This window comes from Cobetia sp. PDI-12MA (assembly GCF_059507695.1).
The window spans coordinates 856177-875042 of sequence record NZ_CM183351.1 but is presented as its reverse complement, the minus strand read 5'-3'; the positions used below and the strand labels follow the sequence as shown (position 1 = coordinate 875042).

Here is an 18866-nt window from a genome sequence, read left to right as displayed (position 1 = left end):
CTGGTTCAGACTGACTCAAGCTCGACACTCAAGATGCTCGGCAACCAAGATGCCAAGCAACAAAAAAGACCCTCGAGGCTAGCCTCGAGGGTCTTTTGTCGTTCAGGCAGCTGCCATCAACGCGCGATCATCACTTCCAGAAATCACGGATCGAGGCGATACCCTGGGCACCGACGGCGCGTGCGTGATCGCTGTCATAGCGGGACATGCCGCCCAGCGCATAGACCGGCATGCACGCCTGCTCGACCAGCCCCTGGAAGTCATGCCAGCCCAGCGGCGGGCGCTCCGGATGCGATGGCGTCACACGCAGCGGTGACAGTGACACGAAGTCACACGCCACACGACCGGCCTGATCCAGCTGCTGCTGATCGTGGGTGGAGGCGGACAGCCACTTGTTGGTAGCAATCGGACGCTCGCCCTTTTCCGCCAGCCCTGCCAGACGCACGCTGGTCAGGTGAATACCATCCGCGTCGACCTTGTCGAGCATGGATGGTTCGGCATTGAGCAGCAGACGGGCACCACGCGCATGACAGATCGCCAGCGCCTTCTCGGCACGTGCGATATAGGCCGCCTCGTCCAGCTCCTTGGCGCGCAGCTGGACCAGACGCACGCCGTCCTCATCCAGCGCACGCGTCAGACGCGTCTCGAAGACGTCCTCATCGGTCTCTTCCGGCGTGATCAGATACTCGCGCGGCAGCGAGACCGCCCGCAGAATCGGCAGATTCGCCGCCGGGAAGGCGTACTTGTAGAGATCCTCGATCTCGACCCAGCGCACTGCCTGCCCTTCACGACCAAAGGGCTCGCCAGTGAACTGACGCGTTTCCCACACATCCAGCAGGATGTGCTTGTCCGGGTATTCGTGATGAATACGGATCAGCGGCTGAGCACGAATGATCTCGATGCCCAGCTCTTCGCACAGCTCACGCTTGAGCGCTTCCAGACCGGTTTCGTAAGGCGCCAGCTTGCCACCCGGAAACTCCCACAAGCCACCCTGATCCACCGTCGAGGGACGACGTGCAATCAGGACCTGGCCCTGTTCGTTTAAGATGGCGGCAGCCGCCACGTGAACCCTTCGCTTGGGCATGATGCCTGTACCTTTGACTCGCGTTGTACATCCGACTCCGCCCCAAGAGGCGAAGCCTGCGGGAGAAATTGCATTACCGTTTCAGCGTAAGCCTCCGCCCTCGGGCGTCAGCTACGATAATCAGCGTTGATCGAGACGTAATCGTGGGACAGATCCGATGTCCAGATGCGCGCTTCCTGCTGCCCACGTCCCAGGCGGATGCCGATCACCAGCTCCTCCTCGGCCATGGCGGCACTGCCGGCGGCTTCGGTGTAGCTGTCGGCACGGCCACCCTGTTCGACGATGGTGACGCCATTGAGCGTGATCGCGACACCCGTGACGTCCAGCTCTTCCAGCGGCGCACGTCCGACGGCCGCCAGAATGCGCCCCCAGTTGGCGTCGCTGGCATAGAGGGCTGTCTTGACCAGCGGCGAGTGCGCGACGGTAAAGCCGACGGCACGCGCCTCTACCTGTGAACGCGCCTCGCTGACCTCGATGGTGACGAACTTGGTCGCCCCCTCACCATCACGAATGATGGCCTGAGCCAGCTCGAGCATGACCTCCGCCAGGGCGGCCTCGAACGCGATCAGGTCTTCACCCTCGACACGCCCGGCCTGCCCCGTGACAGCCAGCATGCAGGCATCATTGGTGGAAGTATCGGAATCGACGGTGATGCTGTTGAAGCTCTTGACCACCACCCGGCGCAGCATGGCATCGAGAGCCGCCTGATCGATGGCGAGATCAGCATCGGTGGCCACGAAGCCCAGCATGGTCGCCATGTTCGGGCAGATCATGCCGGAGCCCTTGGAGACACCCGCCAGCGTCACGCTCTCGCCATTGCTCAACGTCAGCGTCCGCCAGCTCCCCTTGGGCCGCGTATCGGTGGTCATGATGCCATGCGCCGCGGCTGACCAGTCGCCCTCGCCCAGGTTGGCAAAGGCTGCCGGCAACGCCGCCGTCAGACGATCCATCGGCAATGGCTCACCGATCACGCCAGTCGAGAACGGCAGCACTGCCGGGGCATCACAGCCGGCGATCTCCGCCAGGGCCTGGCAGGTCGCGCGAGCATCGGTCATGCCCTGTTCACCGGTTCCCGCGTTGGCATTGCCGGTATTGATCACCAGATAACGCGGCCCTTCGACGCCTGCCGTGAGGTGCTCACGTGCGACATGGACCGGCGCCGCACAGAAGGCGTTGCAGGTGAAAGTGCCTGCAAGACGCGACCCTGCCTCGAGGGCCATGATCACCAGATCACGACGACCCGGCTTCTTGATACCGGCTTCAGCAACCCCGATCTGACAACCGGCAATCGCCGGCATGTCAGCGGGAAAAGTGGAAGGCCCTACCGCCATCGCTCACGTCTCCAATCATGGTGTTCTGTGACTACTGCCCCCTGCGAGCCGAGTCGACGTGACTCGCAGGGAGGCTGTTTGGCTCAGTGTCAGCTCAGCTTGCCGTGGCACTGCTTGTATTTCTTGCCGGAACCGCACGGGCACGGGTCGTTGCGACCGACCTTGGGCACATCACGGCGCATCGGCTCGCCATCGCCCTGGGCCTGAGGCTGTGCACCGTACTGTGCCTCGACGACCTCTTCTGCCGCCTGGACACCATCTTCGCTGACCGCGTCCTCATCGACACGGCGCGTTTCGGCGCTGGCCTGTTCACGCTCGAGGTTGGCACGACGCTCTTCTTCCAGCGTGTCGACCTCTTCCTGACGACGCACCTGCACGTGGCTGAGGATGCGCACCACGTCGGACTTGATGTTGACCAGCAGCGTCTGGAACTGCTCGAACGCTTCGCGCTTGTATTCCTGCTTCGGGTTCTTCTGGGCATAGCCGCGCAGGTGGATACCGCGACGCAGGTTGTCCATCGCCTGCAGGTGCTCCTTCCAGCGCGTGTCCAGCACCTGAAGCATGACCTGCTTCTCGAAGCGACGCATCAGCTCAGGGCCGACGGCCTCGACCTTGTCGGCATAAAGCGCTTCATGGGCGGCCTGCAGGCGTTCGCGCAGCGTTTCCTCATGGAAGTGCTCATCCTCTTCCGCCCACTGCACCAGCGGCAGGTCGAGGTTGAAGTCGGTCTTGAGGTCGTTCTCGAGGCTCGGCAGGTCCCACTGTTCCGGCAGGCTCTGCGGCGGCACACGCAGGGAAATGGCGTCATCGAGCACTTCGCGACGGATGCCGGCGATGTTCTCGGCGATCTCGTCGGCTTCGAGGATGTCGTTGCGCTGCTCGTAGATCACGCTGCGCTGGTCGTTGGCGACATCATCGTATTCGAGCAGCTGCTTGCGCACGTCGAAGTTGCGACCCTCGACCTTCTTCTGCGCGCGCTCGACGGCATTGGAGACCATCTTGTGCTCGATGGCTTCACCCTTCTCGAGCCCCAGCGCGCCCATCAGACGCTGCACGCGGTCAGAGCCGAACAGGCGCATCAGGCTGTCTTCCAGCGACAGGAAGAAGCGCGTGGAGCCCGGGTCACCCTGGCGACCGGCACGACCGCGCAGCTGGTTGTCGATACGGCGTGATTCGTGACGCTCGGAGCCGATCACGTGCAGACCGCCCGCGGCCAGCACGGCTTCGTGACGCTCCTGCCAGCCATGCTTGATCTCGTTGATCTGCTCTTCGGTCGGCGCTTCCAGCTCGGCAAGCTCGGCTTCCCAGTTGCCGCCCAGCATGATGTCGGTACCACGACCGGCCATGTTGGTCGCGATGGTCACGGCGCCCGGACGACCTGCCTGGGCGATGATGGCGGCCTCGCTGACGTGCTGCTTGGCGTTCAGGACGTGATGCTTGACGCCCGCCTTGTGCATCATCTGCGACAGCAGCTCGGAGGTCTCGACCGAGGCGGTACCCACCAGCACCGGACGACCTTCCGCGACCTTCTCGCGGGCATCCTCGATGATGGCGTTGAACTTCTCTTCCGCGGTCAGATAGACCAGATCATTCATGTCCTTGCGCGCGATGGGCTTGTTGGTCGGGATGACCATCACGTCGAGGTTGTAGATCTGACGGAATTCGAAGGCCTCGGTATCGGCCGTACCGGTCATGCCGGACAGCTTGTCGTAGAGACGGAAGTAATTCTGGAAGGTCGTGGATGCCAGCGTCTGGCTTTCCTTCTGGATGGCAACGCCTTCCTTGGCCTCGACCGCCTGGTGCAGGCCTTCAGACCAGCGACGACCGACCATGGTACGCCCGGTGTGTTCATCGACGATGACCACTTCGCCGTTGTTGACGATGTAATCCACGTCACGCACGAACAGGTTCTGGGCACGCAGCGCAGAGTGCACGTGGTGCAGCAGGCTCAGGTTCTGGGCCGCATACAAGGAATCCTCCTCCCCGAGCAGCTCCTGGGCACGCAACAGCGCCTCGACCTTCTGGTGACCGAACTCGGTCAGCTCGACCTGCTTCTGCTTCTCATCGAGGGTGAAGTCGCCGCTTTCCGGATCTTCCTCATCGCTGCACTGCTCGAGCTCGCGCGCCATGCGATCGATGATCTTGTAGAGGTCGGTATTCTCTTCCACCGGACCGGAGATGATCAGCGGCGTGCGCGCCTCATCGATCAGGATGGAGTCGACCTCATCGATGATGGCGAAGTGCAGCTTGCGCTGGACCTTGTCTTCCAGCGAGAAGGCCATGTTGTCGCGCAGGTAATCGAAACCGTATTCGTTGTTGGTACCGTAGGTGATATCGGCCTGATAGGCGGCGCGCTTGTCTTCGTTGGGCTGGCCGGAGTAGATGACACCGACACTCAGGCCGAGGAATTCATACAGCGGACGCATCCAGTTGGCATCACGGGTGGCCAGATAGTCATTGACCGTCACCACATGGACGCCTTCGCCGGTCAGTGCGTTCAGATAGACCGCAAGCGTTCCCACCAGCGTCTTGCCCTCACCGGTTTTCATCTCGGCGATGCGGCCTTCGTGCAGCGCCATGCCGCCGACCATCTGGGTATCGAAATGACGCATGCCCATGATGCGCTTGCTGGCCTCACGCACGGTGGCGAAGGCTTCCGGCAGCAGCTTGTCGAGGTTTTCCCCTTGCGCGAGACGCTCGCGAAATTCCGCGGTCTTGGCTGTCAGCGCCTCATCGGAGAGCGGTTCAAGCTCGCTCTCGAGCGCATTGATCACGTTGACCCGCTTGCGCAGGCGCTTCACTTCGCGATCATTCTTGGAACCCACTACCTTGGTCAGGAATTTACCCAGCATATTCTGTCCTTGTACGTGCCCCGGGGCCGGGGCACGGCTTCACATATCATGACACTCAAGCGCTGCCGCCAAACACGATGCCAGGCAGCTCGATGTGGCCCGGGGCCCATCAGGCATTACGCTCGAAAGAAAAAACGAACCTCACCATCCGCGGCGCGAACGATGAACGGGGTGTCAGGACAGAATGGGCGGCGCACGCGGCGCGATGGCGTTGACGAGGCCACGCAGCAGGACGCGTGTGCAGGAAACGAAGGAGCGCTGTCGCGGGAGGTTGGGACTGGCCTGGGGCGCACGACGCACCCGCTTGCGCAGACAGCGCAGCCCCTGACGGCGACTCTCGGCACGAATCACCGCGGGTGCCAGCAACTGGATGCTGGCCAGTGTCAGATTGACGCGCTCGACCTGCGCCGCGCTCAGTCCAGCGGGGAACAGACAGCTGAGCAGCAGACCTGCCAGCAGCCAGCGCGGGGCCGTGCGTACCGACCAGCGACGCGAAGCGCCGCTACCGGAATCCGGTAACGCACGAGGGCGTGCTGTGGCATCGACAGGGCTCATGCTGTTGCCGGACTCCCGCTCATGATAGATTGCCGGAAATCACTGAACCGGCATGCAAGCCCATGAGTATAAAGGCTAAGCGTTTCCGCGCCCAGCCCGCGGCGCGCCTGTTGAACGGCAAGGGGCAACTTGGCAGCGTCATGCGCCAGGCACGCATGCTCGAGCAGGCCCAGCTGCACCTGCGTGCTGCACTGCCCAAGGACATGCAGGAACAGGTCTTCGTCGGCGGCTATCACGATGACACCTTGACGTTGATCACCAGCCGCGCCTCCTGGCTGACCTGGCTGCGCTATGAGCAACGTCGCCTGATCAGTGTGCTGCGCGAGCTGCCAGAACTCGCCACCCTCGCCCGCCTGGCCTTCAAGGTCCGCCCGATTCGTCCGGCCTTCGTGCCCGCACGCCAGCCACGCCACCTGCCAGAGGCCGCTGCGGAACATCTGCTGGATTGCGCTTCCCATACCCGGGACAAGCGTCTACGTCTCGCCCTGGAGCGACTGGCGGCCCACGCATCGGATTCGAGCGACGACGCCGAGACGCCCTGAGCCAACTCAAGCATTTCTTGTCCTGCATGCAAACAGCCGCGCCGCCCTTATGGGCGGCGCGGCTGTTGTCGTTTCCATCTCCGGCTGGCTAAGGCCGGAGCAGTGCTGTCAGGCTGGACGGGCTAGGTCACAGTGTTCTGCTCGTACTGTCTCTCTGAATGCTTTTCTTCTGAAGTACCTCGTCTTGCAGCTTTCGCAGAGGTCATTGGCCTCGACTCAGACGGCAAGCGCCGGAGAGGCATAGGAAATCGGCATCGCATCGGAGTTCTCGAAGGTGACGATCTCGTAGCTGTCGGCATTTTCCAGCAGTGCGCGGCACAGCATGTTGTTGAGACCATGGCCGGACTTGTAGCCACGGAACTCACCGATGATGCTGTGGCCCAGCTGATAGAGGTCACCGATGGCGTCCAATACCTTGTGCTTGACGAACTCATCGTCGTAACGCAGGCCTTCATCGTTGAGGATGCGGTAGTCATCGACGACGATGGCATTGTCGAGGCTTCCGCCCAGCGCGAGATTCTGGGAGCGCAGGAATTCGAGATCACGCATGAAGCCGAAGGTACGCGCGCGAGACACTTCCTTGACGAAGGAGGTGGTGGAGAAGTCGACCGTGGTGGTCTGCTTCTGCTGCTCGAACACCGGGTGATCGAAGTCGATGGCGAAGGACACCTTGAAGCCGTTGTGCGGCAGGAAGGTCGCGACCTTGTCACCATCACGCACTTCGATCTCGCGCTTGATGCGGATGAACTTCTTGAGTGACGACTGCTCCTGGATACCAGCGGACTGGATCAGGAAGACGAACGGGCCGGCGCTGCCGTCCATGATCGGCACTTCCGGCGCAGACAGCTCGACGAAGCAGTTGTCGATGCCCAGGCCTGCGAAGGCGGACATCAGGTGCTCGACGGTCGTCACCTTGGCTTCACCGTTGGAGACGGCGGTGCACATGGTGGTGTCACGGACGCTCATCGCATCGGCACGGATATGAGCCTGCGGCTCGAGATCGGTACGGATGAAGACGATGCCGGTGTTGACCGGAGCGGGACGCAGCGTCAGGTAAACCTTGTCACCTGAGTGCAGACCAACGCCTGTGGCGCGGATCGTATTCTGGAGTGTTTTTTGTCGAATCATAGGGAGATAGCCAGTCAGCCTGAATTTGGAAACAGTGTTCATGATAACAGCAATGCAGGAATTCAACAAATTGTCACCTGCCGCTGCTAGGGAAATTCAACATTGCCTTTCGAGCACCATTGAGGCTTGCCCGCGCGCCTGCTGGCCTCGTGCTGAGTATGAACACGCAATCACCAAACAGTTCTCACTCGTACTGCCGTAAAACGATAATCAATGTGCAAGACAGCTTGAAGACCTCCCTTCCTTACGCGCCCACGGCACCGGCGGATGCACCCGCGACGCATAGGCAGCGCCCCTCCGCCGGCGGCGAAAGCCCCTTTTGTCTCTACCCCGGAAACGACTTCACCCACCCGGGGAGCCCCGGATGGGTGAAGTCAGACTCACGATGAGCCGTGTCATCTCAGCCTCGTGCCGACTGGCACATGAGCGTCAATGACGTGTCAGTCAGTGCGCATCAGTCAGCCTGGCGACGCAGGAAGGCCGGGATATCGAGATAGTCATCCATATCACGCGACTTGCGCGGTTCCGACTTCTTGGCTGCCGCTTCCTGCTCTTCCTTGGCCTGACGGGTGACCGTCGGCGTCTGCAGACTGCGGTAGTCCGCCGGCTTCTCGACGGTACGCTTGGCCGGTGCCGCTTCACGCGCCGCCGGCTTCTCGACGCGACCGTCAAGCCCGGCCGCCACGACAGTGACACGCAGCTCGTCGGTCATGTCCATGTCGATGGACGTCCCGACCACGATGGTGGCGTCCGGAGAAGCGAACTCCTGCACGGTGGCACCCACATCGTTGAATTCACCGATGGAGAGGTCCGGGCCTGCCGTGATGTTGACCAGGATACCGCGCGCTCCGTGCAGATCGATGTCTTCGAGCAGCGGGCTGCGAATGGCCTTCTCGGCGGCTTCACGAGCACGGTTCTCGCCGATGGCATCACCGGTCCCCATCATCGCCATGCCCATCTCGGACATGACAGTACGCACGTCGGCGAAATCGACGTTGATGATGCCCGGGCTGGTGATTAGCTCTGCGATCCCCTGTACGGCCCCCAGCAACACGTCGTTGGCGGCGCTGAAGGCGCTCAGCAGGCTGGCGCTCTTGCCCAGCACTGACAGCAGCTTCTCGTTGGGGATGGTGATCAGGGAGTCGACGTGCTCGGAGAGCTCCTTCATGCCCTGCTCCGCCGCCTTCTGACGACGCGGCCCTTCGAACGGGAACGGACGCGTGACGACAGCCACGGTCAGGATGCCCAGTTCCTTGGCGACCTGCGCCACGACCGGAGCACCGCCGGTACCGGTACCTCCCCCCATACCAGCGGTGATGAAGACCATGTCGGCGCCTTGCAGCAGCTCGACGATACGCTCACGATCTTCCATCGCCGCCTGGCGGCCCACTTCCGGGTTGGCGCCAGCGCCAAGCCCCTTGGTGATTTCACTGCCCAGCTGAAGGACAGTCTTGGCGGCCACGCGCTTGAGCGCCTGAGCATCGGTGTTGGCGCAGATGAACTCGACGCCTTCAATGTTGCTCTCGACCATGTGATTGACGGCGTTACCACCGCCGCCGCCAACACCGATCACCTTGATGACCGCGCTGCTGGAGGGTGCGTTATCTACCAGTTCGAACATATGCCCTGTCTCCTGGATCACAGTCTTTCTGTAATCCCTGTCAGAAATTTCCCTTGAACCAGCCCTTGATCCGCTCCAGCGTGGAGGTGTCGTGCTCATGGCCGTGAACGCGTCGTGCGGCAGATTCCTCCCTGCGCACCGCGACCGCAGTCGAGGATGGCGTATGCCGCTCCTGTTTCATCCCATAATGTAGCAAACCCACACCCGTGGAATAAATCGGATTGCGGACCACATCCGCCAGTCCACGCACATTTTGCGGGCAAGCGATGCGAACCGGCATATGGAAGATCTCCTCCGCCAGCTCAACGACACCTTCCATGCGTGACGTTCCACCCGTCAGGACCACGCCCGCAGCCACGAGATCTTCATAGCCACTGCGACGCAATTCATCGCGGACCAGGGTGAACAGTTCCTCATACCTGGGCTCGACCACTTCTGCCAACGCTTGACGGGACAGGTCACGTGCCGGTCGGTCACCGACACTCGGCACCTTGATCGTCTCGTCGCTGGAGGCCAGCTGGGTCAGAGCACAGGCATACTTGACCTTGATTTCCTCTGCATATTGCGTCGGTGTGCGCAGCGCCATGGCGATGTCATTCGTGACCTGATCACCCGCGATGGGGATCACAGCCGTATGACGAATGGCACCTTCGGTGAAGACGGCGATATCCGTGGTACCACCGCCGATATCCACCATGCACACACCCAATTCACGCTCATCCTCGGTCAGAACCGCATGACTCGAGGCGAGCTGCTCGAGAATGATGTCGTCGACTTCGAGCCCGCAGCGACGCACGCACTTCTCGATATTCTGCACGGCATTCAGTGCGGCAGTGACCAGGTGAACGCGCGCCTCAAGACGCACCCCGGACATGCCCAACGGCTCGCGAATACCTTCCTGCCGATCAATGGCATATTCCTGCGGCAGCACGTGAAGAATGCGCTGACCTTCAGAAATCGCTCGAGCGCGCGCCGAGTCGATCACGCGTTCGATATCAGACGGCGTCACTTCGCGATCCTTGATTGCCACGACACCATCGGAATTCATCGAACTGATATGACTGCCGGCGATGCCCACATATACCGAGTGGATATCGCAGCCGGCCATCAATTCAGCCTCCTCCACTGCGCGCTGAATCGACTGTACGGTCGATTCGATGTTGATCACCACGCCCTTCTTCATGCCACGTGAAGGGTGGGAACCAATTCCCGCGATTTCGATACCGCCATCATCGGTCGGCTGACCCACGATCGCGACTACCTTGGAGGTTCCGATGTCCAGCCCGACCACCATATCCTGTGATTTGGAATGTCCTGCCATAGGTCGGGCCAGCTCCTTGATTCTGGTTCATCATGAAAATAATTGCGCGCTTTGACAGACACCATGTCTGCCGCACCACCCAGAACGGGTTTACGTTCCGTTTAACCCGTACAGAGGGATTTGACTTCCCAGTATAGGAGCAGCCACTTGGGGCATACCAGCCTAAAATACCGAGGGGCGCAAATCCCCGCTAGAATAGGCGGGATTGACGACAAATGAAACTGGCGATATCGCCATTTTGCTAATACTCACACGCAAATGAAGCATGTAGTGAGTGTCGCCATTTGCCTCAACTGTCCTTGCCTTCTTCGAGTGCCGTCGTCTCCCCATGCCACGCCACTGCCACTCCGTTGGGGTAGCGCAGATCAATGTAGCGGATCTGCGACGCCTCATCACCCAGACGCCGTTGCCAGGCCGCCATGAAACGCGCCAGACGCGCCTCTCGATCATTGCGACCCAGCATTACCCACACCGAATCATTGACCTGAAAGCGCCAGGCGCCACGTGGCTCCAATCGCAACTGGGAGACATTGAGCCCCAGCCCGCCCAACTGGCTCTGCAGCGCGTCAAGCTCGGCCAGCACTTCGGATCCACTGCCCTTGGGCCCCGCCAGATTGGGCAGGTTGCCCAGCTGCGTCACCGGGCCCGCCTGGAAGGCATCGCCGCGTACATTGAGCAATTCGCCATCATTCCAGTAGGCGACCGGCTGCTGTTCAAACAGCTCGAATTCGAGTGTATCCGGCCAGCGACGCGAGATGCTGACCTCACTCAGCCAATCGATCGCCAAGGCGCGACGCCGAACCTCGCCCAATGGGACGGAGAGCCAGCTCTGGCCACGAATCAACGGCGCAATATGACGCTGAAGGTAGGCAGCACTGACATGATCGAAGTCACCCTTGATGGTGACTCGCTCAATGGGACGATCAAGCCAGGTCCACAATGCCTGTCCGCCCGCGACCAGCAGCGCAAGGCCGAGAACGAGGCCGAAGATTGCACCGGTAGTGCTACGCCCCGCCATCGATCAATGACCACTCTGCTGAGCGACTGACGCATCGTCTGCGTCCTGCTCGGCAAGAGTCGTGTCGAGAATACGCAGCACCAGAGTGGCGAAATCGAGCCCGACATGTGCCGCGGACTGCGGCACCAGGCTGTGATCGGTCATGCCCGGCGAAGTGTTGACTTCCAGCAGCCAGAAGGCGCCGTCCGCATCTTCCATCACATCGACACGGCCCCAGCCCTCGCAACCCAGCACGTTGAATGCCTTGAGCGAGAGAGTCGCCAGTTCGGCCTCGCGCGCAGCGCTCAGACCACAGGGCAGCAGGTAGCGAGTGGTATCGGTGAGATACTTGGCATCGTAATCGTAGAAACCGCTATCCGCTTCGATGCGAATGGCTGGCAATACCTCGCCGTCCAGCACCGAGACCGTATATTCCGGCCCCTTGATGAAACGCTCGGCCATCACCACCGCATCGAAGCGGCTGGCATCCGTCCAGGCGTCCTGTAGCGCCTGAGCGTCCTCGACAATATGGATACCGAGAGTCGACCCCTCATGCACCGGCTTGACCACTACCGGGGTACCGAGCGTCTCGAGCACCGACTGCCAGTCCGTATCCGCCGCCAGGCGACAGGAGCGTGGCGTCGGCAAGCCCTCGATATCCCAGAGCTTCTTGGTGCGCAGCTTATCCATGCCAAGCGCCGAGGCCAGCACGCCGCTTCCGGTATAGGGAATGCCCAGCAATTCCAGCGCTCCCTGCAAGGTGCCATCTTCGCCGCCGCGACCATGCATGGCGATGAAGACACGGTCGGGGCGCAAAGCCTCGAGACCGGCCAACCCATGTGCCATGTCATAGCCCTGCACATCGACGCCCGCGCCCTGCAGGGCCTCCAGTACCGCCGCACCGCTCTTGAGTGACACCTCGCGCTCGGCGCTCAGGCCACCGAACAGCACCACGACACGTCCATAGCGCGTGGCCAGCTCAGGATTCACGCCTGTCGCTCCAGACGGGGAGGAAGAGACGGTCATAGCGTCACCTCGTCAAGCTTGAGGTCGGCCCCCGCCAGTGCCAGCGCAATGCCACCGACATCACCCGCCCCCTGGGTAATCAGGATATCGCCCGGACGCAGCACGTTCTTGAGCAGGTCCGGCAAGGCACGCTTGTGTTCGACGAACAGCGGGTCCACCTGGCCGCGCTGACGGATCGAGCCCGCCAGCGAGCGGCCATCGGCGCCCGGAATCATCGCTTCCCCGGCACTGTAGATATCCAGCAGCAACAGGGTGTCGACTTCGGACAGCACACGCACGAAATCTTCATAGAGATCATGGGTGCGCGAATAACGGTGCGGCTGGTAGGCCATCACCAGACGGCGCTGCGGCCAGCCGGCGCGCACGGCGCGAATCACCATCTCCACTTCGCGCGGATGGTGGCCATAATCGTCCACCAGCATCACGCTCTGCTCGCCATTGGGTGCCGCGAATTCTCCGTGCACCTGGAAGCGACGACCGACACCGGCAAAGCTTGCCAGCGCGCGAGCGATGGCTTCATCGCTGACACCGACATCGGTGGCGATGGCGATCGCCGCCAGGGCGTTGAGCGCATTGTGCTCACCCGGCATCGCCAAGGTGATCTCGAGCGGTGCATGGCCTTCCGGACGCAGCGCCGTAAAACTGAGCTGACCGCCTCCCTGGCGGAAATCGCTGATGCGGTAATCGGCATCGTCGCTGAAGCCGTAGGTCACGAACTGACGCTGAACACGCGGCAGCAGCTCACGCACGTTGGCATCATCGATACACAGCACCGCCAGACCGTAGAACGGCAGGTTGTGCAGGAATTCGATGAAGGTGTCCTTGAGGCGATTGAAGTCGCCCTCGTAGGTGGCCATATGATCGGCATCGACATTGGTCACTACCGAGATCAACGGCTGCAGATGCAGGAAGGAGGCGTCGGACTCATCCGCCTCGGCGACCAGATACTCACCCTCGCCCAGACGGGCATTGGTGCCCGCGCTGGTCAGCTTGCCGCCGATGACGAAGGTCGGGTCCATGCCGCCTTCCGCGAGCAGAGTCGCGGTCAGGCTGGTGGTAGTGGTCTTGCCGTGGGTACCGGCAATCGCGATGCCCTGGCGGAAACGCATCAGCTCGGCGAGCATCTCCGCACGACGCACGACGGGAATGCGATGCTCCCGCGCCCAGGCGACTTCCGGGTTGGTGGTGTCCACCGCGGTCGAGACCACGACCACATCCGAGCCTTCGGCATTGATGGCCGCATGACCGATGGCGACACGCACGCCGCACTCACGCAGATGAACCGTGACGGCGGACTCCTTGAGATCGCTACCGCTGACCTCATAGCCCATGTTGCCCAGTACTTCGGCGATACCACACATGCCCACACCGCCGATGCCGACGAAATGGATACGACGGATGCGGCGCATACCTGCACCGCGATCAGAATTGCTAGCGTTCAAGGCGAGTCTCCATGCAGCCTGCCAGCATGGTCGCTACCGCATCGAGTTCCGCACTATTGCGGGCGCGAGCGGCCATGCCAGTGAGTATCTTGGGGTCGAGCAATTCTGCCAGCGTCTCGGCGAGGCGCTCGGCAGTCAACGTATTCTGGGGAATCAGGCGCGCGGCATCCGCCTTGACCAATACCGCGGCATTGACGGTCTGGTGGTCATCCACGGCGTGGGGGAACGGCACCAGCACCGCAGGGCGACCTGCCGCGGCCAGCTCGGCCACGGTCAGGGCGCCGGCGCGACAGACCACGAGGTCTGCCCAGGCATAGGCCTCGGCCATATCACCGATGAACTCGCTGACCTCAGCCGTGACACTGGCTGCCTGATAGGCGGCGAGGGTCGCCTCCTGCTTGTCACGTCCGGCCTGATGGCGCACCACGGGACGCGAGGCTTCCGGCAGCAGGGCCAGCGCCGGCGCGAGCGTCTCGTTAAGCGCCTGAGCCCCCAGCGAGCCCCCCATCACCAGCAGATGCAACCCACGCTCGCCTGCCGCCTCGGTCGTATGCCCGGCGGCGCCGACGTCGGCGATCTCATCACGTACCGGATTGCCCACCACCTGAGCCCCGAGAGCCGGCGGGAAGGCGCCCGGGAAGGCGGCATAGACACGCGTCGCCATCCGCGCCAGCACCTTGTTGGTCAGGCCCGCGATGGCATTCTGCTCATGAATGATCAGCGGAATGCCTTCAAGACGCGCCGCGAGCCCGCCCGGACCACTGGCGAAGCCACCGAGGCCCACCACCAGCACCGGCTTGAGCTCACGAATCACGCGCCTTGCCTGCAGGACGGCGCGCGCGAGACGAAACGGGATCGCCGCATAGCCCGCCAGCCCCTTGCCGCGCAGGCCCGCGACCTCGACCCGATGCAGCGGGTAGCCGGCGTCGGGCACCAGACGGTTCTCGATGCCGCGCGGGCTGCCCAGCCAATGGATCTCGTGACCGGCCGCCGCAAGGGCACGCGCCAGCGACAGCGCCGGAATCACATGCCCTCCCGTCCCGCCGGCCATCATCAGCACGACGCCCTTGGAGACAGCGTCTACCGAGTCAACCGCCCCCTCGGGAGCGATGGTAGAAGAAGATGACGTCATGCCTGTGCTCCTTGCGGTGTCTCGGTCGGCTTCCTGGTCTTGCGGCGGGGCGCGGCGGCATTTCCTGTCGATGTGCGGGTCAGCTTGCGGGTCTCGGCATCGATACGCAGCAGTATCGCGATCTGCACGCAACTGACGATCAGGCTGGAGCCGCCATAACTCATCAGGGGCAAGGTCAGCCCCTTGGTGGGCAGCAGTCCGCTGGCCACACCGATGTTGATGAAGGCCTGCGCCCCCAGCACGAGGGCGATACCGTAGCCGAGGTAGGCGCTGAACGGCAAGCCGGCGAGTTCAGCGCGGCGACCGATCTTGAAGGCGCGGTAGATCAGCAGTCCGAACAGCGCCACCACGGCCGTCGCCCCGATCAAGCCCAGCTCCTCGGCCAGCACGGCAAATACGAAATCGGTATGCGCTTCCGGCAGATAGAACAGCTTCTGCACGCTGTTGCCCAGCCCCATGCCGCTCAGGTGGCCACGACCGAAGGCGATCAACGCCTGGGTCAGCTGGTAGCCACTGTCATACATGTTGGCCCACGGGTCGGTATAGGTGGTCAGACGCTCCCAGCGATAGGGCTCGGCGATCGCCAAGAGCCAACCACCACCGCCCGCCAGACCCAGCAAGACGATGAACCCCCACCAGGCGACGCCCGCCATCAACAGCATGCCCATCACGGCACCGCCCATGACCACGATGGAGCCAAAGTCAGGCTCCAGTGCCAACAGCACGATCATCAGCAACAAGGGAACACAGGGCAGAATGAGGCCATTGACGACGCTGGCGCGCACCTTGTCGAGGCGGCGGTCCAGATAGCCGGCCAGCCAGATCATCAGGCACAGCTTGGCGATCTCGGAGGCCTGTACCCCGCCGACCAATGGCAGCGGTATCCAGCGCTTGGCGCCGTTGATCTCGCGCCCGACCACCAACACGACCACCAGCAGCACGAAGCCCAGCATCAGCATCGCGAAGCTGCGCTGCTGCCAGGCGGACATCGGCACGCGCAACGTACAGAAGGCGGCCACCAGGCCGATCACGATGAAGATGCCGTGGCGCATGCTGTAGTAGAAGGCATTGCCATCGAAGCGCTCGCTCGAGATCTCGCTGGAGGCAGATGTCACCATTACCCAGCCGATACACAGGATCGCCAGCGCGCAGAACAGCAGCCAGCCGTCGACGGGCTGACGCTCTGCCGTCAAGGTGTCATGGACTCGCCGGGCCTTGTTACGCATCGCAGGCTTCCTTGTCGCTGCTGCCAGAGCCAGAATTGCCGTCAGCACCGGACATGATGTGCTGCGTGACCCAGTCACGGAACGCGTCGCCACGCGCCATGTAATTGGGGAACTGATCAAGACTGGCACAGGCCGGTGACAGCAGCACGCAGTCACCCGCCTGTGCTATCTGTCGAGCATGACGCATGGCATCGCCCAGCGTCATGACTGGCGTCACGGTGACGTCATCGGCCAGGGCTTGCGTCAATAACGGCGCATCCTGTCCGAACACCACCACCTCACGGGCATAACGAGCCAATGGCGCCGCCAGCGGTGTGAAGTCCGCCCCCTTGCCCTGGCCACCGGCCAGCAATATCAGCTTGCCCTCGAGCGTCGGCCCGAGACCGGCGATCGCCGCCAGCGTCGCCCCGACATTGGTGCCCTTGGAATCATTGATCCAGCGCACGCCCGCCACGTCGGCGATCAGTTCGCCACGATGCGGCAGCCCCGCGAAGCTGGTTAGCTCATCGACCATCGCCACCTCGTCGAGGCCGATCGCCGTGCCCATCGCAAGTGCCGCCAGCGCATTGGCCTGGTTGTGGCGGCCCGCAAGACGCACCTCCGCAGCAGGCATCACGCCGCGCAGCTGGCCAGACTCGGCATGACACATCGACAGCGTGCCGCCCTGCTCCGCCAGGCACCATTGCGCCTGCCTGGCAGCCTCATCGGTCGACTTATCGACCGACCCACCGAGCTGCACGCTGAAACTGACTCGCGCCACCGCATCATCTTCGGCCGGCCAGCTCCAGGCGTCATCGGCATTGATGACCGCAAGGCCTGCGCCGCGGAAGATGCCGCGCTTGGCGGCCTGATAGCCACACATGCCATCGTGGCGATCCAGGTGATCTTCAGAGAGATTCAGGAAGCAGGCGACATCGGCCTTGAGCTCAGGCGTTGTCTCGAGCTGGAAGGAAGACAGCTCCAGCACGTAGAGCTCGGCATCGGGCTGCTCACGCAACAAGGTCAGCGCGGCAGTGCCCAGATTGCCGCCGACCGCCACGTCACGGCCGGCACGCGCGGCCATCTGCGCGATCAGCGTGGTCACGGTGGACTTGGCGTTCGAGCCAGTGATCGCGACCAGCGTGGGCCGCTTGCCCTGCGCGTCGCGGGCCTCACGCTCATCCAGCGCGCGCACGAAGAGTGCGATCTCGCCGACCAGCCGCTCGCGAATCCCATCGAACACCGCCTGACGCGGGTCAATGCCCGGACTGAGTACCACCTCGCCGAAGCGTGACAGATCCAGCGCTTCCAGGGGGCCAAGATGTACCTCGGCCTGCGGCGCATGCTCGCGCAGGCTCTCGAGGCCAGGCGGTGCGCTGCGGGTATCGGCGACGGCAAAGTCGATGCCGCGATCACTCAGATGGCGAGCGATCGCCTGTCCGGATACACCAAGACCGACCACCAGGGTCGGTCCTTTGGCAGGCACCGGCGAGGCCGGTGCTTGAGAGGTGACAGAGAGGGTCATCGCGAATGCGTCCTCAGCGAACCTTGAGTGTGGCCAGGCCAAGCAGCACCAGCACGACGGTGATGATCCAGAAGCGCACGATGACGCGCGGCTCCGGCCAGCCTTTCAGCTCGAAGTGGTGATGCAGCGGCGCCATGCGGAAGATGCGTCGCCCGGTCAGCTTGTAGGAGCCGACCTGCAGGATCACCGAGACGGTTTCCATCACGAAGACGCCGCCCATGATGAACAGCACGATTTCCTGACGCACGATGACCGCCACGACCCCCAGTGCCGCGCCGAGCGCCAGCGCGCCCACATCGCCCATGAAGACCTGGGCGGGGTAGGTGTTGAACCACAGGAAACCGAGGCCGGCACCCGCGATGGTGGCGCAGAACACGGCCAGCTCACCGGAACCGGCAATGAACGGAATGTGCAGATACTCGGCGAACTTCAGATTGCCCGAGGCATAGGCGAAGATGGCCAGGCCCATGGCGACCAGCACGGTCGGCATGATCGCCAGACCATCGAGGCCATCGGTCAGGTTGACCGCATTGGAGCTGCCGACGATCACGAAGTAGGTCAGCACCACGTAGAACACGCCCAGCGGGATGACGACGTCCTTGAAGAATGGCACCAGCAGGCCCGTCTCGGCCGGGGTGCTCGCCGTCAGGTACAGCACCACGGCGGCGCCGATGCCCACCACCGACTGCCAGAAGTACTTCCAGCGCGCCGGCAGGCCACGCGGATTCTTCTCCACCACCTTGCGGTAGTCATCGACCCAGCCGACGGCGCCGAAACCCAGCGTGACGGCCAGCACCACCCAGACATACAGGTTGGTCAGGTCGCCCCACAGCAGGGTGGAGACGGCCATCGACAGCAGGATCATCACGCCGCCCATGGTCGGAGTACCGGCCTTGGAAAGGTGAGACTTGGGGCCATCGTCGCGCACGGCCTGGCCGATCTGGCCATCGACGAGCTTGCGTATGACCCAGGGGCCCAGCCATAGACACAGCAACAGTGCCGTCAACGTGGCCAATACCACGCGCAGGGTCAGATAATTGAAAACCGTAAAGGCGCCATTGAATTGGGCCAGAAACTCAGCAAGCAGCAGCAGCATGACTCACAT

At 62.7% G+C, this 18866-nt stretch carries 15 protein-coding genes; 1 reads left to right on the top strand and 14 read right to left on the bottom strand.

Annotated elements, in window-relative coordinates; translation table 11 throughout:
• Positions 1-130: 130 nt before the first annotated feature.
• The 4 genes from AC5WNI_RS03765 to AC5WNI_RS03750 form a co-directional block, all read right to left on the bottom strand.
• On the bottom strand, positions 131-1084 hold the full coding sequence (locus tag AC5WNI_RS03765; RefSeq protein WP_285460110.1) for a Nudix family hydrolase: 954 nt from the start codon (positions 1082-1084) through the stop codon (positions 131-133).
• A 107-nt stretch (positions 1085-1191) separates the two neighbouring features.
• Complete coding sequence (argJ, locus tag AC5WNI_RS03760) at positions 1192-2415, bottom strand: bifunctional glutamate N-acetyltransferase/amino-acid acetyltransferase ArgJ (RefSeq protein ID WP_495928716.1); 1224 nt, start codon at positions 2413-2415, stop codon at positions 1192-1194.
• A gap of 89 nt (positions 2416-2504) precedes the next feature.
• A complete protein-coding gene (gene secA / locus AC5WNI_RS03755; protein ID WP_368448355.1) occupies positions 2505-5267 on the bottom strand; it encodes a preprotein translocase subunit SecA in 2763 nt (920 codons plus the stop codon).
• 174 nt (positions 5268-5441) lie between these two features.
• A complete protein-coding gene (locus tag AC5WNI_RS03750; RefSeq protein ID WP_043332488.1) occupies positions 5442-5822 on the bottom strand; it encodes a hypothetical protein in 381 nt (126 codons plus the stop codon).
• A gap of 62 nt (positions 5823-5884) precedes the next feature.
• Between AC5WNI_RS03750 and AC5WNI_RS03745 the strand changes: the two genes are divergently transcribed.
• Positions 5885-6364, top strand: coding sequence for a DUF721 domain-containing protein (locus tag AC5WNI_RS03745; protein WP_368448353.1), 480 nt, complete (start codon positions 5885-5887; stop codon positions 6362-6364).
• 216 nt (positions 6365-6580) lie between these two features.
• Here AC5WNI_RS03745 and lpxC read toward each other — a convergent pair whose 3' ends face one another.
• From lpxC to mraY, 10 genes are all read right to left on the bottom strand, one after another.
• Positions 6581-7492 (bottom strand): UDP-3-O-acyl-N-acetylglucosamine deacetylase, encoded by a 912-nt coding sequence (gene lpxC, locus AC5WNI_RS03740; protein WP_054555085.1) that lies wholly within the window; start codon positions 7490-7492, stop codon positions 6581-6583.
• A gap of 454 nt (positions 7493-7946) precedes the next feature.
• Entirely contained in the window at positions 7947-9113 is a 1167-nt protein-coding gene (ftsZ, locus tag AC5WNI_RS03735) for a cell division protein FtsZ (RefSeq protein ID WP_175088316.1), read from the bottom strand.
• A 40-nt stretch (positions 9114-9153) separates the two neighbouring features.
• Positions 9154-10434, bottom strand: a complete 1281-nt coding sequence (gene ftsA / locus AC5WNI_RS03730; RefSeq protein ID WP_077371694.1) for a cell division protein FtsA — start codon at positions 10432-10434, stop codon at positions 9154-9156.
• A gap of 289 nt (positions 10435-10723) precedes the next feature.
• Positions 10724-11452 (bottom strand): cell division protein FtsQ/DivIB, encoded by a 729-nt coding sequence (locus tag AC5WNI_RS03725; protein ID WP_495928712.1) that lies wholly within the window; start codon positions 11450-11452, stop codon positions 10724-10726.
• Positions 11453-11455: 3 nt separating this feature from the next.
• On the bottom strand, positions 11456-12457 hold the full coding sequence (locus tag AC5WNI_RS03720) for a D-alanine--D-alanine ligase (RefSeq protein ID WP_439329794.1): 1002 nt from the start codon (positions 12455-12457) through the stop codon (positions 11456-11458).
• Positions 12454-13866 (bottom strand): UDP-N-acetylmuramate--L-alanine ligase, encoded by a 1413-nt coding sequence (gene murC, locus AC5WNI_RS03715; protein WP_495929161.1) that lies wholly within the window; start codon positions 13864-13866, stop codon positions 12454-12456. Before murC ends, AC5WNI_RS03720 begins: the two co-directional genes overlap by 4 nt.
• A 22-nt stretch (positions 13867-13888) precedes the next feature.
• Positions 13889-14950 (bottom strand): undecaprenyldiphospho-muramoylpentapeptide beta-N-acetylglucosaminyltransferase, encoded by a 1062-nt coding sequence (gene murG / locus AC5WNI_RS03710; RefSeq protein ID WP_175088393.1) that lies wholly within the window; start codon positions 14948-14950, stop codon positions 13889-13891.
• 77 nt (positions 14951-15027) lie between these two features.
• On the bottom strand, positions 15028-16257 hold the full coding sequence (ftsW, locus tag AC5WNI_RS03705; RefSeq protein ID WP_175088319.1) for a putative lipid II flippase FtsW: 1230 nt from the start codon (positions 16255-16257) through the stop codon (positions 15028-15030).
• Positions 16250-17761, bottom strand: a complete 1512-nt coding sequence (murD, locus tag AC5WNI_RS03700) for a UDP-N-acetylmuramoyl-L-alanine--D-glutamate ligase (RefSeq protein ID WP_495928709.1) — start codon at positions 17759-17761, stop codon at positions 16250-16252. Before murD ends, ftsW begins: the two co-directional genes overlap by 8 nt.
• 13 nt (positions 17762-17774) lie before the next feature.
• A complete protein-coding gene (mraY, locus tag AC5WNI_RS03695) occupies positions 17775-18857 on the bottom strand; it encodes a phospho-N-acetylmuramoyl-pentapeptide-transferase (protein ID WP_175088321.1) in 1083 nt (360 codons plus the stop codon).
• Positions 18858-18866: the final 9 nt, after the last annotated feature.

Excerpts from the sequence above, each read along its gene's own strand:
- AC5WNI_RS03765 (WP_285460110.1), bottom strand. The coding sequence starts at position 1,084 with ATGCCCAAGCGAAGGGTTCACGTGGCGGCTGCCGCCATCTTAAACGAA.
- argJ (WP_495928716.1), bottom strand. The coding sequence starts at position 2,415 with ATGGCGGTAGGGCCTTCCACTTTTCCCGCTGACATGCCGGCGATTGCC.
- secA (WP_368448355.1), bottom strand. The coding sequence starts at position 5,267 with ATGCTGGGTAAATTCCTGACCAAGGTAGTGGGTTCCAAGAATGATCGC.
- AC5WNI_RS03750 (WP_043332488.1), bottom strand. The coding sequence starts at position 5,822 with ATGAGCCCTGTCGATGCCACAGCACGCCCTCGTGCGTTACCGGATTCC.
- AC5WNI_RS03745 (WP_368448353.1), top strand. The coding sequence starts at position 5,885 with ATGAGTATAAAGGCTAAGCGTTTCCGCGCCCAGCCCGCGGCGCGCCTG.
- lpxC (WP_054555085.1), bottom strand. The coding sequence starts at position 7,492 with ATGATTCGACAAAAAACACTCCAGAATACGATCCGCGCCACAGGCGTT.
- ftsZ (WP_175088316.1), bottom strand. The coding sequence starts at position 9,113 with ATGTTCGAACTGGTAGATAACGCACCCTCCAGCAGCGCGGTCATCAAG.
- ftsA (WP_077371694.1), bottom strand. The coding sequence starts at position 10,434 with ATGGCAGGACATTCCAAATCACAGGATATGGTGGTCGGGCTGGACATC.
- AC5WNI_RS03725 (WP_495928712.1), bottom strand. The coding sequence starts at position 11,452 with ATGGCGGGGCGTAGCACTACCGGTGCAATCTTCGGCCTCGTTCTCGGC.
- AC5WNI_RS03720 (WP_439329794.1), bottom strand. The coding sequence starts at position 12,457 with ATGACCGTCTCTTCCTCCCCGTCTGGAGCGACAGGCGTGAATCCTGAG.
- murC (WP_495929161.1), bottom strand. The coding sequence starts at position 13,866 with ATGCGCCGCATCCGTCGTATCCATTTCGTCGGCATCGGCGGTGTGGGC.
- murG (WP_175088393.1), bottom strand. The coding sequence starts at position 14,950 with ATGGCCGGCGGGACGGGAGGGCATGTGATTCCGGCGCTGTCGCTGGCG.
- ftsW (WP_175088319.1), bottom strand. The coding sequence starts at position 16,257 with ATGCGTAACAAGGCCCGGCGAGTCCATGACACCTTGACGGCAGAGCGT.
- murD (WP_495928709.1), bottom strand. The coding sequence starts at position 17,761 with ATGACCCTCTCTGTCACCTCTCAAGCACCGGCCTCGCCGGTGCCTGCC.
- mraY (WP_175088321.1), bottom strand. The coding sequence starts at position 18,857 with ATGCTGCTGCTGCTTGCTGAGTTTCTGGCCCAATTCAATGGCGCCTTT.